The organism is Pseudomonas sp. Root71 (assembly GCF_001429045.1).
Classification (GTDB): domain Bacteria; phylum Pseudomonadota; class Gammaproteobacteria; order Pseudomonadales; family Pseudomonadaceae; genus Aquipseudomonas; species Aquipseudomonas monachiensis.
Map to the genome: position 1 here is coordinate 439341 of NZ_LMHY01000012.1, position 14084 is coordinate 453424.

Annotated in this window: 13 protein-coding genes and 1 other RNA gene; 6 read left to right on the plus strand and 8 right to left on the minus strand. The window is 61.9% G+C overall.

Going from position 1 to position 14084, the window contains the following annotated elements; genetic code table 11:
• Positions 1-106 precede the first annotated feature (106 nt).
• Positions 107-203: signal recognition particle sRNA small type (gene ffs / locus ASD95_RS28610), an RNA gene on the plus strand.
• 60 nt (positions 204-263) lie between these two features.
• On the opposite strand, the gene ASD95_RS12045 is transcribed toward ffs, so the two are convergent.
• Entirely contained in the window at positions 264-1061 is a 798-nt protein-coding gene (locus ASD95_RS12045; protein ID WP_056721948.1) for a substrate-binding periplasmic protein, read from the minus strand.
• Positions 1062-1184: 123 nt separating this feature from the next.
• Between ASD95_RS12045 and dnaX the strand changes: the two genes are divergently transcribed.
• From dnaX to ASD95_RS12070, 5 genes are all read left to right on the plus strand, one after another.
• On the plus strand, positions 1185-3281 hold the full coding sequence (dnaX, locus tag ASD95_RS12050; protein ID WP_056721950.1) for a DNA polymerase III subunit gamma/tau: 2097 nt from the start codon (positions 1185-1187) through the stop codon (positions 3279-3281).
• A 67-nt stretch (positions 3282-3348) separates the two neighbouring features.
• Positions 3349-3687: a YbaB/EbfC family nucleoid-associated protein gene (locus ASD95_RS12055; RefSeq protein ID WP_007971455.1), complete on the plus strand. Its 339-nt coding sequence runs from the start codon at positions 3349-3351 to the stop codon at positions 3685-3687.
• 267 nt (positions 3688-3954) lie between these two features.
• Positions 3955-4986: an NADP-dependent oxidoreductase gene (locus ASD95_RS12060; RefSeq protein WP_056721952.1), complete on the plus strand. Its 1032-nt coding sequence runs from the start codon at positions 3955-3957 to the stop codon at positions 4984-4986.
• Between the two features lie 79 nt (positions 4987-5065).
• Positions 5066-5668 carry a recombination mediator RecR gene (recR, locus tag ASD95_RS12065; RefSeq protein ID WP_008050204.1) on the plus strand — a complete coding sequence of 201 codons (603 nt, stop codon included), beginning with the start codon at positions 5066-5068 and terminating at the stop codon, positions 5666-5668.
• Between the two features lie 164 nt (positions 5669-5832).
• The gene (locus ASD95_RS12070; protein WP_056721954.1) at positions 5833-6981 is read left to right on the plus strand and encodes an acyl-CoA dehydrogenase family protein; all 1149 of its coding nucleotides are present in this window, start codon (positions 5833-5835) and stop codon (positions 6979-6981) included.
• Positions 6982-7070: 89 nt separating this feature from the next.
• Here the strand turns inward: ASD95_RS12070 and ASD95_RS12075 are convergent, their stop codons facing one another.
• From ASD95_RS12075 to ASD95_RS12105, 7 genes are all read right to left on the minus strand, one after another.
• Positions 7071-7619 (minus strand): adenine phosphoribosyltransferase, encoded by a 549-nt coding sequence (locus tag ASD95_RS12075; RefSeq protein WP_027921719.1) that lies wholly within the window; start codon positions 7617-7619, stop codon positions 7071-7073.
• A gap of 77 nt (positions 7620-7696) precedes the next feature.
• Positions 7697-8431, minus strand: a complete 735-nt coding sequence (gene fnr, locus ASD95_RS12080; protein WP_056721956.1) for a fumarate/nitrate reduction transcriptional regulator Fnr — start codon at positions 8429-8431, stop codon at positions 7697-7699.
• 90 nt (positions 8432-8521) lie between these two features.
• The gene (gene hemN, locus ASD95_RS12085; protein ID WP_056722304.1) at positions 8522-9904 is read right to left on the minus strand and encodes an oxygen-independent coproporphyrinogen III oxidase; all 1383 of its coding nucleotides are present in this window, start codon (positions 9902-9904) and stop codon (positions 8522-8524) included.
• Positions 9905-10069: 165 nt separating this feature from the next.
• Entirely contained in the window at positions 10070-10753 is a 684-nt protein-coding gene (locus ASD95_RS12090) for a sulfite exporter TauE/SafE family protein (RefSeq protein WP_056721957.1), read from the minus strand.
• The gene (gene ccoS, locus ASD95_RS12095; RefSeq protein ID WP_056721958.1) at positions 10746-10964 is read right to left on the minus strand and encodes a cbb3-type cytochrome oxidase assembly protein CcoS; all 219 of its coding nucleotides are present in this window, start codon (positions 10962-10964) and stop codon (positions 10746-10748) included. Before ccoS ends, ASD95_RS12090 begins: the two co-directional genes overlap by 8 nt.
• Before the next feature lie 22 nt (positions 10965-10986).
• Positions 10987-13437, minus strand: coding sequence for a heavy metal translocating P-type ATPase (locus ASD95_RS12100; protein WP_056721960.1), 2451 nt, complete (start codon positions 13435-13437; stop codon positions 10987-10989).
• Between the two features lie 109 nt (positions 13438-13546).
• Positions 13547-14080, minus strand: a complete 534-nt coding sequence (locus tag ASD95_RS12105; RefSeq protein ID WP_056721963.1) for a FixH family protein — start codon at positions 14078-14080, stop codon at positions 13547-13549.
• Between the last annotated feature and the right edge of the window lie 4 nt (positions 14081-14084).

Here is a 14084-nt window from a genome sequence, read left to right on the forward strand (position 1 = left end):
CCTTGAAGCAGCTCATATTTTTTAATATCCCCGAACGGTTGTAACTTCGTCTCAGATAGGTACAATGGCGCGGCTCGCCGACAGGTGAGCGTCGTTATGGTGACCCCATCGGTCCCCCCGCAACGATTACCCGTGAACCTGGTCAGATCCGGAAGGAAGCAGCCACAGCGGGAACATTGTGTGCCGGGGTGTGGCTGGTGGGGTTACCACCTTAACGCCACGCGAGTGTTCTCTCGCGTTATCTTTCTGAAATCAGACTTTCGCTAGCTGCCAGGATCTTGTCCGGGGCGGTTTTTTGTCGTTTGCGGTTTATCCACAGCCGCAGGCTCGCCACCGATATACAGCCGAACAATCGCATCGATCTCCCCGGACATCTTCATCCGCCCCAGGGTGCGCAGGATGCTCTGCACCGGGATCTTCGGGTCGTTGCGAACGTAGCAACCGATATGGTTTTCCTGCAGCACTGCCACGCCCTGCAGTTGCTGCTCCGGCAACAGGCGGTGATTGAACCAGTCCAGGCTCCATTGATTGCTGACGGCATAGTGATTGCGGCCGGCCAGGAGCTTTTCCAGCACTTGTTCCTGATTGCGTGCGTCGTCGCGCTGCAGTTGGCCGGTGTCGAACAGCGGCTGCAGGGTCGGGTAGTTGTAGCCCAGCACGGTGCCAATGGACTGTTGCGGCAAGTCGGCGGGTTTGACCGCGCCGGGCGGCGCATGCAGGGTGATCAACACGTCCGGTTGAGTGAAGAGCGGGATGCTCCAGAGATAATCATCAGGCTGATCGGGCAGCCACGATTGCGTGACATAACAGCGGACATCGACCTCGCCTTGCTCCATGGCACTTTGTATGCGCCGGCGCGGCAATACATGGAATTCGGCCGGTACGCCGACCTGGGTCGCGAGGCTGAGCATCATGTCATACAGGATGCCCTGGGTCGGTTTGCCCCGTTCAAGCTGCACCATGGGCATGCTCCAGCTGTCGGGTATCACGAAGCGCAGCGGTGCTTGCGCAGCCACGCCGTCCAGGCTGATCAACAGCAATGCCCCCAAGGCCAGCCGCATAAACACTCCGTTAATAGCCCCCGATGTGCAGCTTAGCCACAATACACGAGCGCACCGGATGCAATTTGTCCCTTGCTCCGCTAGCATTAGCCGCTTCTGCTTCCTTCGCTGCGACGGTTTTCGATGAGTTATCAGGTTCTTGCACGTAAATGGCGCCCGCGCTCGTTCCGCGAAATGGTCGGCCAGACCCATGTGCTCAAGGCTCTGATCAATGCCTTGGACAGCCAGCGGCTGCACCACGCCTACCTCTTCACCGGTACCCGTGGGGTCGGCAAGACCACCATCGCGCGGATCATTGCCAAATGCCTTAACTGCGAGACAGGTATCACTTCAACCCCCTGTGGCGAGTGTTCGGTGTGTCGCGAAATCGACGAAGGCCGCTTTGTCGACCTGATCGAGATCGACGCCGCGAGCCGCACCAAGGTCGAAGATACCCGCGAATTGCTCGACAACGTGCAGTACGCCCCGAGCCGTGGGCGCTTCAAGGTCTACCTGATCGACGAAGTGCATATGCTCTCGAGCCATTCCTTCAACGCCCTGCTCAAAACCCTTGAAGAGCCGCCCCCCTACGTCAAGTTCATCCTGGCGACCACTGACCCGCAGAAACTTCCTGCAACGATTCTGTCGCGGTGCCTGCAGTTCTCCCTGAAGAACATGACGCCGGAACGCGTGGTCGAGCATTTGACCCACGTACTGGGCGTCGAGAACGTGCCGTTCGAAGACGATGCGCTGTGGTTGCTGGGCCGTGCCGCCGACGGGTCGATGCGTGATGCCATGAGCCTGACCGACCAGGCGATTGCCTTCGGTGAAGGCAAGGTCATGGCCGCCGACGTGCGGGCGATGCTCGGGACCCTCGATCACGGGCAGGTCTACGACGTGCTGCATGCGTTGATCGAAGGCGATGCCAAGGCGTTGCTCGAAGCCGTCCGCCACCTGGCCGAGCAAGGCCCGGACTGGAACGGCGTGCTTTCGGAAATTCTCAATGTGCTGCACCGCGTTGCCATCGCCCAGGCCCTGCCGGAAGGTGTCGACAACGGTCACGGCGACCGTGACCGGGTGCTGGCGCTGGCCCAGGCGTTGCCGGCCGAAGACGTGCAGTTCTACTACCAGATGGGCCTGATCGGTCGCCGCGACCTGCCGCTGGCGCCGGATCCCCGGGGTGGTTTTGAAATGGTGTTGCTGCGGATGCTGGCGTTCCGGCCCGCAGACACCGCGGATGCCCCGAGGCAACCGCTAAAGCCAGTGGGGATCAGCCAGGCCACAGTTGATTCCGCAAACTCAGTGGCTGCCGCGCCGGTTGTTGCGCCGGTAGTCGCTGCGGCCGTTGCGCCTGCGCCAGTGGCAGCCCCAGCGCCTGCACCGGAACCGGAACCGGAACCGGTTGTGCCGGTCGTTGTGCCAGAACCTGCGCCGGAACCAGCGCCTGCGCCTGTGGTTGAAGTGGCCGTGGTCGAAGAGGTGGTCGACCTGCCGTGGAATGACCCGGTCGAGCCGGCGCCCATTCAGCAACCGGCGGTGGAGCCGGTGCTGGAAACCGCCAGCGAACAACCCGAATTGCCGCCGATGCCGTTGCCGACGCCGGACAGTGTGGTGCCGGACGCTCCGGAATGGGCCGCCGCGCCGATCCCGGAACCCTCGGTGGCCACCGTCGATGCCGCGACGCCGGGCATGGACCTGGATGACGAACCGCCGCTGGACGAGGATTACATCGAGCCGGACATGGATTCGGCCTACAGCTACCTCGACGAACTGGCCAGCGAGCACGCCGCCGACCCGGCTCCGGAGCCCGAACCCGAGCCCGCGGCAATGCCGGCTACCGGCCTGGCCCTGCAATGGCTGGAACTGTTCCCGAAATTGCCGATCTCCGGCATGACCGGCAGCATCGCCGCCAACTGCACGCTGATCGCGGTGGATGGCGACAATTGGCTGATGCACCTGGACCCGGCCCACAGTGCCTTGTTCAACGCCACGCAACAGCGCCGTCTCAACGATGCGCTGAACCAGTATCACCAGCGCACGCTGACCCTGAGCATCGAGCTGATCAAGCCCGAGCAGGAAACCCCGGCACAAGCGGCTTCGCGCCGCCGCGCCAACCGTCAGCGCGAGGCGGAGGAATCGATCCACGGTGATCCGTTCATCCAGCAAATGATGCAGCAGTTCGGTGCGGTGGTCCGTAACGATACTATTGAACCTGTCGACGCCCTGGTCACTCAGGGCTAATAACTGAAGGCGCCCGGCCGCATGGGCCGGGCGCTGTTTTAATCCAAGTACTTTTGAGGTGATTACCATGATGAAAGGTGGCATGGCCGGCCTGATGAAGCAGGCGCAGCAGATGCAGGAAAAAATGGCCAAGATGCAGGAAGAACTGGCCAACGCCGAAGTCACCGGTAAGGCCGGTGGCGATATGGTCACCGTGGTGATGACCGGTCGTCATGACGTCAAGAGCGTGACCATCGACCCGAGCCTGGTCGAAGGCATGAGCGAAGACGACAAGGAAATGCTCGAAGCGGTCATCGCCTCCGCGGTCAACGATGCCGTGCGCAAGATCGAAGCCAACAGCCAGGACAAGATGGGCAGCATGACTGCCGGCATGCAACTGCCGCCGGGCATGAAGCTGCCATTCTGATTCGCCTTCAGGCGGCAGATGAGTTACAAAAATGCCAGGCATAGCGCCTGGCATTTTTGTTTCTGGCTGACAGATATGTGTGGCTGACATGCCGCCATCGCGGGCAAGCCCGCTCCCACAGGTTTTGTGAACGCCGCAAATCTTGTGGGAGCGGGCTTGCCCGCGAAGAAGTCGCCTCGGTTCACCTGAATAAACATCGAACGCCATACCGCCACAAAGGTCTGCTCCCTATATCACTGAACCTCATCGATCACAGGAGACGCTGCCATGTCCGACCCCATGACCCTCAATCAACGTATTGTCCTGGCCTCTCGCCCGGTGGGCGCGCCAACGCCGGAAAACTTCCGCATGGAACGGGTGGCACTGCCGGACCTGGCCGATGGTCAGGTGCTGCTCAAGACCATTTTCCTGTCGCTGGACCCGTATATGCGCGGACGTATGAGTGACGCGCCTTCCTACGCCGCGCCGGTGGAAATCGGCGAAGTCATGACCGGGGGCGCTGTCAGCCGGGTCGAGCGCTCGCTCAATCCGAAGTTTCAGGAAGGTGATCTGGTGGTCGGTGCCACCGGCTGGCAAAGCCACAGCATCAATGACGGTCGCAGCATCATTCCTATTCCCACGCTGCCAAGCCCTTCGATGGCCCTTGGGGTACTGGGTATGCCGGGCATGACCGCGTACATGGGCTTGATGGACATCGGTCAGCCGAAGGCCGGCGAAACCCTGGTGGTTGCAGCGGCGTCCGGCGCGGTGGGCTCGGTGGTCGGCCAGGTGGCGAAGATCAAGGGGCTGCGCGTGGTGGGTGTGGCGGGTGGGGCGGACAAGTGCCGTTATGTGGTCGACGAGCTGGGCTTCGACGCCTGCATCGACCACAGGAGCGCGGACTTTGCCGACGAACTGGCGCAAGCCTGTCCCAAGGGCATCGACATTTATTATGAAAACGTCGGCGGCAAGGTATTCGACGCCGTGGTGCCGTTGCTCAATCCCAAGGCACGGATTCCGCTGTGTGGCTTGATCGCTTCCTATAACGCCCATGAGGCGCCGAGCGGCCCGGATCGCCTGCCACTGTTGCAGCGCACACTATTGACCAAGCGAGTGCGCATCCAGGGCTTCATCGTGTTCGATGACTATGGTGATCGCCAGCCGGAATTCCTCAGTGCCATGGCGCCCTGGGTACGCGATGGCAAGGTGAAGTTCCGCGAAGATGTGGTCGATGGCCTGGAACAGGCGCCCGATGCGTTCATCGGCCTGCTGGAAGGGCGCAACTTCGGCAAACTGGTGGTCCGGGTTTCCCGGGACTGAGTAATTCACGCTGCAATTTGACGCTCAACCGAGGCGCGGGTATAAACCGCGTCTCGTTGTTTTGTCGGACTTTTCCACCATGAGCTTCAGCCCTTTGATTCGCCAACTGATCGACGCCCTGCGAATTTTGCCAGGCGTGGGTCAGAAAACCGCCCAGCGCATGGCGTTGCAGTTGCTCGAGCGTGATCGCAGCGGCGGCTCGCGCCTGGCGCTGGCCCTGAGCCAGGCCATGGAAGGGGTCGGTCACTGCCGCTTGTGCCGTACGCTGACGGAAGATGACCTGTGCCCGCAATGCGCCGATACCCGTCGCGACGACACCTTGCTCTGCGTGGTGGAAGGGCCGATGGACGTCTATGCCGTGGAGCAGACCGGTTTTCGCGGGCGCTATTTCGTGCTCAAGGGCCATCTGTCGCCGCTCGACGGCTTGGGGCCGGAAGCCATCGGCATTCCCCAGTTGATGGCGCGGATCGAAGAGGCCGGCACGTTCGCCGAAGTCATCCTGGCCACCAACCCGACCGTGGAAGGTGAAGCCACGGCGCACTACATCGCCCAATTGCTCAGCAGTAAAGGCCTGATCGCCTCGCGCATCGCCCACGGCGTACCGCTGGGTGGCGAGCTGGAGCTGGTGGATGGCGGGACGCTGGCGCATTCGTTTGCGGGGCGTAAGCCGATTTCGTTGTAATCGCATCAAGCCGAAAAGATCGCAGCCTGCGGCAGCTCCTACAGAAAGACACCGATCCCCTGTAGGAGCTGCCGCAGGCTGCGATCTTTTGATCTTCTATCTGTCTCTTGTAAACCAAGCAAGCGCTCGGTTAACTTCACTGACCCCTTCAGTGGAGCTCGCCGATGTCTGCCTTTCAGGAATACTTCGACCCCAGCCACCAATTGGTCCGCGACAGCGTCAGACGTTTCGTCGAGCGCGAGATTCTTCCTGATATCGAGCAGTGGGAAGAGGCCGAAAGTTTTCCTCGCGAACTCTACCTCAAGGCCGGCGCCGCGGGGATTCTCGGCATTGGCTACCCGGAGGCTTACGGAGGCAGCCACGAAGGAGATCTGTTCGCCAAGGTTGCCGCCAGTGAAGAGTTGATGCGCTGTGGCTCTGGCGGGCTGGTTGCCGGCCTGGGGTCGCTGGATATCGGCTTGCCGCCCATCCTCAAGTGGGCCCGGCCCGATGTACGGGATCGTGTGCTGCCCCAGGTGCTGTCGGGAGAGAAGATCAGCGCCCTGGCAATCACTGAGCCCGGGGGCGGCTCCGACGTCGCCAACCTGCAAACCCGTGCTGTGCGCGACGGCGATTTCTATCGGGTCAGTGGCAGCAAGACTTTTATCACCAGCGGTGTGCGTGCGGATTTCTATACGGTTGCGGTGCGAACGGGCGAGCCAGGTTTCGGTGGCATCAGCCTGTTGCTGATCGAGAAGGGCACGCCAGGTTTCACCGTAGGACGGCAGCTGAAGAAAATGGGCTGGTGGGCGTCAGACACCGCTGAGTTGTTCTTCGATGATTGCCGAGTGCCTGTAGGAAACCTGATCGGTGCCGAGAACATGGGCTTTGCCTGCATCATGGGCAATTTCCAGAGCGAGCGCCTGGCCCTGGCGTTGATGGCCAACATGACCGCACAACTGGCGCTGGAAGAGAGCCTGAAGTGGGCGCGCCAGCGCGAAGCTTTTGGCAAACCGATCGGCAAGTTTCAGGTGATCAAGCATCGCCTCGCCGAGATGGCGACCGCGCTGGAGGTGTCCCGGGAATTCACCTACCGCCAGGCGGCGAAGATGGCGGCGGGGCAGGGCGTGATCAAGGAGATTTCCATGGCCAAGAATTTTGCGACGGATACCGCAGACCGAATCGTGAACGATGCGGTGCAGATACTCGGTGGGCTGGGTTATATGCGCGAGAGTCTGGTGGAGCGGCTGTACCGCGACAACCGGATCCTGTCGATTGGCGGCGGGACGCGGGAAGTGATGAACGAAATCATCAGCAAGCAGATGGGGCTGTAATGCAAAAGATCGCAGCCTTCGGCAGCTCCTACAGGATCAAAGCCATCCCAATGTAGGAGCTGCCGAAGGCTGCGATCTTTTGATCTTTGTTACTTATCAGTCAACGCAAACTGCGTCAGGCAGAACGTAGGAATGCCCATGTCTTCCAGGCGCTGCGAGCCACCCAGCTCCGGCAGATCGATAATCGCCGCCGCTTCATGCACCCGGGCGCCCATGCGGCGGATCAGGTTGGCGGCGGCGATCAGCGTGCCGCCGGTGGCGATCAGGTCATCGAACATCACCACCGAATCCCCTTCGCACAGGCTGTCGGCATGCACTTCCAGGAAGGCTTCGCCGTATTCGGTCGCATAGCCCTCGGCCAGTACGTCAGCTGGCAACTTGCCTTGCTTGCGGAACAGCACCAACGGCTTGTTCAACTGATACGCCAGTACCGAACCGATCAGGAAGCCACGGGCGTCCATCGCGCCGATGTGGGTGAAGTCAGCCTCGACGTAACGGTGGGCGAAGCTGTCCATCACCAGGCGCAGGGCCGTGGGCGACTGGAACAGCGGGGTGATGTCGCGAAAGATCACACCCGGTTTCGGGAAGTCGATGACAGGGCGGATGAGGGATTTGATGTCGAAGGAGTCGAAGACCATCGTGGTGTCCTGGCAGGGCTGCAAACGGCGAAGTATAACGGCGGCTGAACCCTTTCGCTCAGCCGCAACGTTTTGTTTCAGCCTTCCAGTGAGCCACCGGCCAGAGCGCACAGCTGGATCGGGTCGATAATCCGGATTTCCTTGCCTTCTGCCGCAATCAGTTCGTTTTGCTGGAAACGGGTAAAGACCCGGGACACGGTTTCCACTGCCAGGCCCAGGTAGTTGCCGATTTCGTTGCGCGACATGCTCAGGCGGAACTGATTGGCGGAAAAACCCCGGGCGCGGAAACGTGCCGAGAGGTTGACCAGGAAGGTGGCGATGCGTTCGTCGGCGGTCTTTTTCGACAACAGCAGCATCATCTGCTGGTCGTCACGGATCTCGCGACTCATCACCCGCATCAGCTGACGGCGCAACTGCGGCAATTGCAGGGCCAGTTCGTCGAGGCGTTCGAAAGGGATTTCACACACCGAGGTGGTTTCCAGGGCTTGTGCCGATACCGGGTGCTTTTCGGTGTCCATGCCCGACAGGCCGACCAGTTCGCTGGGCAGGTGGAAGCCGGTGAGCTGTTCTTCACCACTGTCGCTCAGGCTGAAGGTCTTGAGGGCGCCAGAACGGACTGCGTAGACAGAATCGAAGGTATCGCCCTGGCGAAAGAGAAACTCGCCTTTTTTCAGCGGCCGGCCGCGTTTGACGATTTCGTCCAGCGCATCCATGTCTTCCAGATTCAGCGAAAGTGGCAGGCAAAGAGGGGCCAGGCTGCAATCCTTGCAATGGGCTTGATTATGAGCGCGCAGTTTTACTGGCTCGGACATTTCTTCAATCCTTGTGGGAAATCACACATAAGACGTAAGGGTAACTCACCATAGGATATCGAGGCCAGTCTGAGGCGCTTGCTTGCAGAATTAGATTACCCGCGAAAAGCGCTGGCGGCTGTGTTGTTCCAGATACGCGTCGAACACCATGCACACCGAGCGCACCAACAGTCGCCCGGCGGGCAGGATGGTGATCCGGTCGCGATCGAGTTCGATCAGCCCGTCTTTGGCCATGTCTTGCAATTGCGGCCAAAGATCGCCGAAGTAGCCTTGGAAATCGATGTTGAAGGCCTGTTCGATCGCGGAAAATTCCAGGCTGAAATTGCAGATCAGTTGCTGGATGACCGCACGCCGCAGCCGGTCATCGGCATTGCACAGCAGGCCGCGGCTGGTGGCCAGTTGTGACGTGGCAAGGACGTTCTGATACTCGGTCAGGTCGCTGCTGTTCTGGCAGTACAGGTCACCAATCTGGCTGATCGCCGACACGCCGAGGCCGATCAGATCGCAATGACCATGGGTGGTGTAGCCCTGGAAATTGCGTTGCAGGGTCGATTCTTCCTGGGCAATCGCCAGTTCATCGTCGGGCAGGGCGAAGTGGTCCATGCCGATGTAGCGATAGCCGGCGCCGGTCAGTTGCTCGATGGTGCGCTGCAGCATTTCCAGTTTCTGCGCGGGTGTCGGCAGTTCATTGCTGTTGATGCGCCGTTGGGGCATGAAGCGTTCCGGCAAGTGGGCGTAGTTGAACACCGATAACCGGTCCGGTTGCAGGTTGATGACCTCTTCGACGGTGCGGGCGAAATTCTCCGGTGTCTGTCTCGGCAGGCCGTAGATCAGGTCGATATTGATCGAACGAAACTGCAAGGTACGGGCGGCATCGATCACCGCGCGGGTTTCTTCCAGGCTTTGCAGGCGATTGACTGCGCGTTGCACCGCCGGGTCGAGGTCTTGCAGGCCGATGCTGACCCGGTTGAAACCCAGTTCGCGCAGCAGGCCCATGGTCGACCAGTCGGCCTCGCGCGGGTCGATCTCGATGCCGTAGTCGCCGGAGTCGTCGTCCAGCAAATTGAAGTGTTTGCGCAAATGCGCCATCAACTGCCGCAGTTCGTCGTGGCTGAGAAAGGTCGGCGTGCCGCCACCGAAGTGCAGTTGCTCGACTTTCTGCGTAGGGTCGAGGTGGCAGGCGATCAACTGGATTTCCTGTTCCAGGCGCTGCAAATATGGCTGAGCCCGCCCGCGATCCTTGGTGATGACCTTGTTGCAGGCGCAGTAATAGCAAATGTTCGCGCAGAACGGCACGTGCACGTACAGCGACAACGGGCGTTGGGCCTTGCGGCTGTCGCGCAGGGCATGGAACAGGTCGAAGGTGCCGATCTGGCTGCTGAATTGCACGGCGGTCGGATACGAGGTGTAGCGTGGTCCCGCCAGGTCATAACGGCGGATCAGATCGGTGTCCCAACGAATGGCGTCGAGCATCATGCGGGCATTCCCCCCGGATAGGCTGGCAGTGTCAGCCACTTTATGCGAAGGCGGGGTGGGGCATCTTGATTTACATCAAGATCAAAAGATCGCAGCCTGCGGCAGCTCCTACATGGGTCGCGTACACCTGTAGGAGCTGCCGAAGGCTGCGATCTTTTGCTTCTAGTGCCCCATCAACCAATGCTGATGCGGCCCCGGCAGTGTCCAGAGACCGAACAGCATCACCAGCAATCCGCCCGCCATCCGCACACTGCGCTTGCGCAACACTGCGGTGACGCGCTCTGCAGCCAGGCCGGTCGCCAGCAAAACCGGCCAGGTGCCGAGCCCGAACGCGAACATCAACAAGGCACTGTCCAGTGCGTTGCCCTGGCTGGCCGACCATAGCAAAGTGCTGTAGACCAGACCGCACGGCAGCCAGCCCCAGAGCGCGCCCAACAACAACGCACGGGGAACGTTCGACACCGGAAGCAAGCGGTTGGCGACTGGCTGGATATGCCGCCACAGGCCGCGACCGAGGCTTTCGATACGGGTCAGGCCGCTCCACCAGCCGGCCAGGTACAGGCCCATGGCAATCAGCAGCAACCCGGCGAGAATACGCAGGAACATCGCCGCCGGGCTGCTGGCCACGGCCCATCCGGCCAGACCGATCAACAGTCCGGCGCAGGCATAGCTCAGGATCCGTCCCAGGTTGTAGGCCAGCAGCAGGCGAAAGCGCCGGCTGCGTTGTTCCTTGGGAATCGCCAGGGTCAGCGCGCCCATCAAGCCGCCGCACATGCCCAGGCAATGGCCGCCGCCGAGCAAGCCGAGGATCACCGCAGACACCAGCAGAGGCGCCAATTCAAGCATGGGGCGGGGCCTTGTCGTCCGTTTTGGCCGGTTGGCCGCTGGCCTCATCGACGGCGGCGGTGTGGTTCGGGTCCTGGTCGTCGAACAGGATGCTGTGGGCCGGGCCGTCGAGGTCGTCGTACTGACCGCTGTCCACCGCCCAGAAGAAGATATAGACGGCGATGGCCACGATCAGCAATGCAGCGGGGATCATCACGTATAGAGCAGGCATCTGGACTCCATGCCCGCGCGGCTCAGGCCGGCAGCGGGCGGGTTTCTGGCGTGGTGCTGGCGGCGGGCGCGCTCGGCATGCGAGTCAGGCGCAGCGCGTTCAACACCACGGTCAACGAACTGATCGACATGCCCACCGCCGCCCATACCGGCGTGATCCAGCCGAGGGCGGCGAAGGGCAACATGAGGCCATTGTACAGCCCGGCCCACAACAGGTTCTCGATAATGACCCGACGGGTGCGCCGCGCCAGGCTGAAGGCTTGTACCAGCGCGTCGAGGCGGTTGGACAGCAACACGGCATCGGCACTGGTTTTCGCCAGGTCGGTGGCCGAGCCCATGGCGACGCTGATATCCGCAGCCGCCAGCACCGGCACGTCATTGACCCCGTCCCCGAGCATCAACACCTTGCGACCTTCCTTGTGCAGTTGTTGCAGGACCTGCAGTTTATCGTCCGGACGCAAGCCGCCACGGGCTTCATCGATACCGAGTTCCGCCGCCACGCTGGCGACCATCGGCGAGCTGTCGCCGGACAACAACAGCGTGCGCCAGCCCCGCGCCTTGCACGCGGCCAACAGCGCGGGCGCATCGGCCCGCAAGCGATCATCGAGGACCAGCCAGGCCAGCGGTCCCTGGCTGTCGCCAAGCAGCAGCCATTGGCCGGCTTCTTCGGGCATCGACGGCACCACGGCGCCGCTGAGTTCGCAGACGAAACGCGGTTGGCCGATGCGCAGGCGGCGCCCGTCAACCAGCCCCTCCAGGCCAAGGCCCGGTGTGCCGTGGACTTCTTCGGCAGCCATCGGCGCACGACCGAAAGCGCGGGCAATCGGGTGCTCGGAGCGGTTTTCCAGGGCGGCGGCGAGGCCCAGGCATTGATCGCTGTCGAGCGCTCCGAGGGGGCGGATCGAGCGTAACGCCAGGCGACCTTCGGTGAGGGTGCCGGTCTTGTCGAAAATCACTGTGTCGATCTGGTTCAGGCCTTCCAGCACATGACCACGGGTCAGCAACAGACCGAGTTTGTGCAGTGTGCCGGTGGCAGCGGTGAGGGCGGTCGGCGTGGCCAGCGACAAGGCGCACGGGCAGGTCGCCACGAGCATCGCCAGCACGATCCAGAAGGCCCGCGATGGGTCCAGTTGCCACCACAACAGGCCAATCGCGGCAGCTGCGATCAGCGACAACAGCAGGAACCATTGCGCGGCGCGGTCGGCGATTTCCGCCAGGCGCGGCTTTTCGGCCTGGGCACGATCGAGCAGGCGAACGATGGCCGAGAGGCGAGTGTCCTGGCCCAGGGCCTGGACCTCGACGGTCAGTGCGCCTTCGACGTTCATTGTGCCAGCGGTGACCGCGTCGCCCAGGGTACGGGGTTGCGGCAGGTATTCGCCGGTCAGCAGCGACTCGTCGACACTCGACTGGCCGTCGAGGATCTTGCCGTCAGCCGGGAGAATGGCGCCCGGATGAACCAGCACCTGATCGCCAATACGCAATTCACTGAGCAGAATGCGTTCGCTCTGGCCATCGGCTGTCAATCGCAGGCACGAGGCGGGCAGCAGATTAACAAGCTGTGCGGTGGCGGCGGCGGTGCGTTCGCGGGCGCGGCGTTCCAGATAACGCCCGGCCAGCAGGAACAGGGCAAACATGCCGACGGCATCGAAATACAATTCGCCGACCCCGGTGATCGAGGTCCAGATCCCGGCAATGTAGGCGCTGCCGATGGCCAGCGACACCGAAACGTCCATGGTCAGGTGACGGGTGCGCAGATCGCGCATGGCGCCTTTGAAGAACGGCGCGCAGCTGTAGAACACAATCGGGGTGGTGAGGAACAGCGCGACCCAACGCAGGATAGTGTGCAGTTCCGGGCTGAGGTCGATGTTGAATTCAGGCCAGGTGGCCATGGTTGCCATCATCGCCTGGAACCACAGCAACCCGGCCACGCCGAGCTGGCGCAGGGCCAGGCGGTTTTCGCTGGCCAGTTGTTCGCAGGCTTGGTCGGCCTGATACGGGTGTGCGGCGTAACCGATGTGGCGCAGCTCGCTGAGGATCTGGCTCAGCGGCAATTGCCCGTCGGCCCAGCGCACGTGCAGGCGATGGTTGGACAGGTTCAGGCGCGCTTCGTCCACCGCCGGCAAGGTGCGCAGGTGTTTTTCGATCAGCCAGCCGCAAGCCGCGCAACTGATGCCTTCCATCAATAGTGTGGTTTCGGCGAGTTCACCGTCGTGGCGAACGAAGGGTTGCTGGACATCGGCACGGTCGTACAGCGCCAGTTCGTCCACCAGTTGCACCGGCAACGCTTCGGGGTTGGCCGAAGCTTCGCTGCGGTGCTGGTAATAGCTTTCCAGGCCGCCGGCAACAATGGCCTCGGCCACGGCCTGGCAACCCGGGCAGCAGAATTCGCGGGTTTGCCCCAGGACCGCAGCGGTGAAGCGGCTGCCGGCCGGGACGGGGAGCGCGCAGTGGTAGCAGGGGGTTGGGGTAGTCATCAAATATTCCGTAGGAGCTGACGAGTGAAACGAGGCTGCGATCTTTCTGGATTGATTAAAATGCAAGATCAAAAGATCGTCCGAACGCGGCCCGAGCCTTCGGCAGCTCCTACAGGTCTTCGGCACCTTGCAGCGGTTCGTCACCCAGCAGCAGGTCCTTGTCATGGCTGACCATTTCTTCTTCGAACATGCGCCAGATGTGCTCGTCCTGGGTGCCGAGCAATTCGACAAAACGCCGGCCTTCGACCTTGTCGCCCAACTGGCCGATGTAGCGGCCCTGTTCGGTTTCGCTGCGGGTCAGGGTGATCTTGCGATCCTTTTCCGGCTGGGTCGGCGAGATCAGGTTCAGCTCCAGGGTGCCGGGCTGACTGTCACCGCTCAGGCGCAGGTCAACCTCGCCGGTCATGCCGTCGAGATGAACGCTGGCGCGCATTTTCAGGGTCTGGGCCAGCAGCTCGCGGTCGAGGGAGCGGTTGATGCCTTTGCCGGCCTCGTAGTAGTTGTCGTTGACCAGGTTGTCCGGGTTCTTCACCGCGATGGTCACCATGGACAAGGTCAGGGTCACCGAGCAGGCCAGGATCCCGATGATGATCCACGGCCAGAGGTGCTTGTACCAGGGACTTGCGGCAGTTGCTGCGGGCATGTTC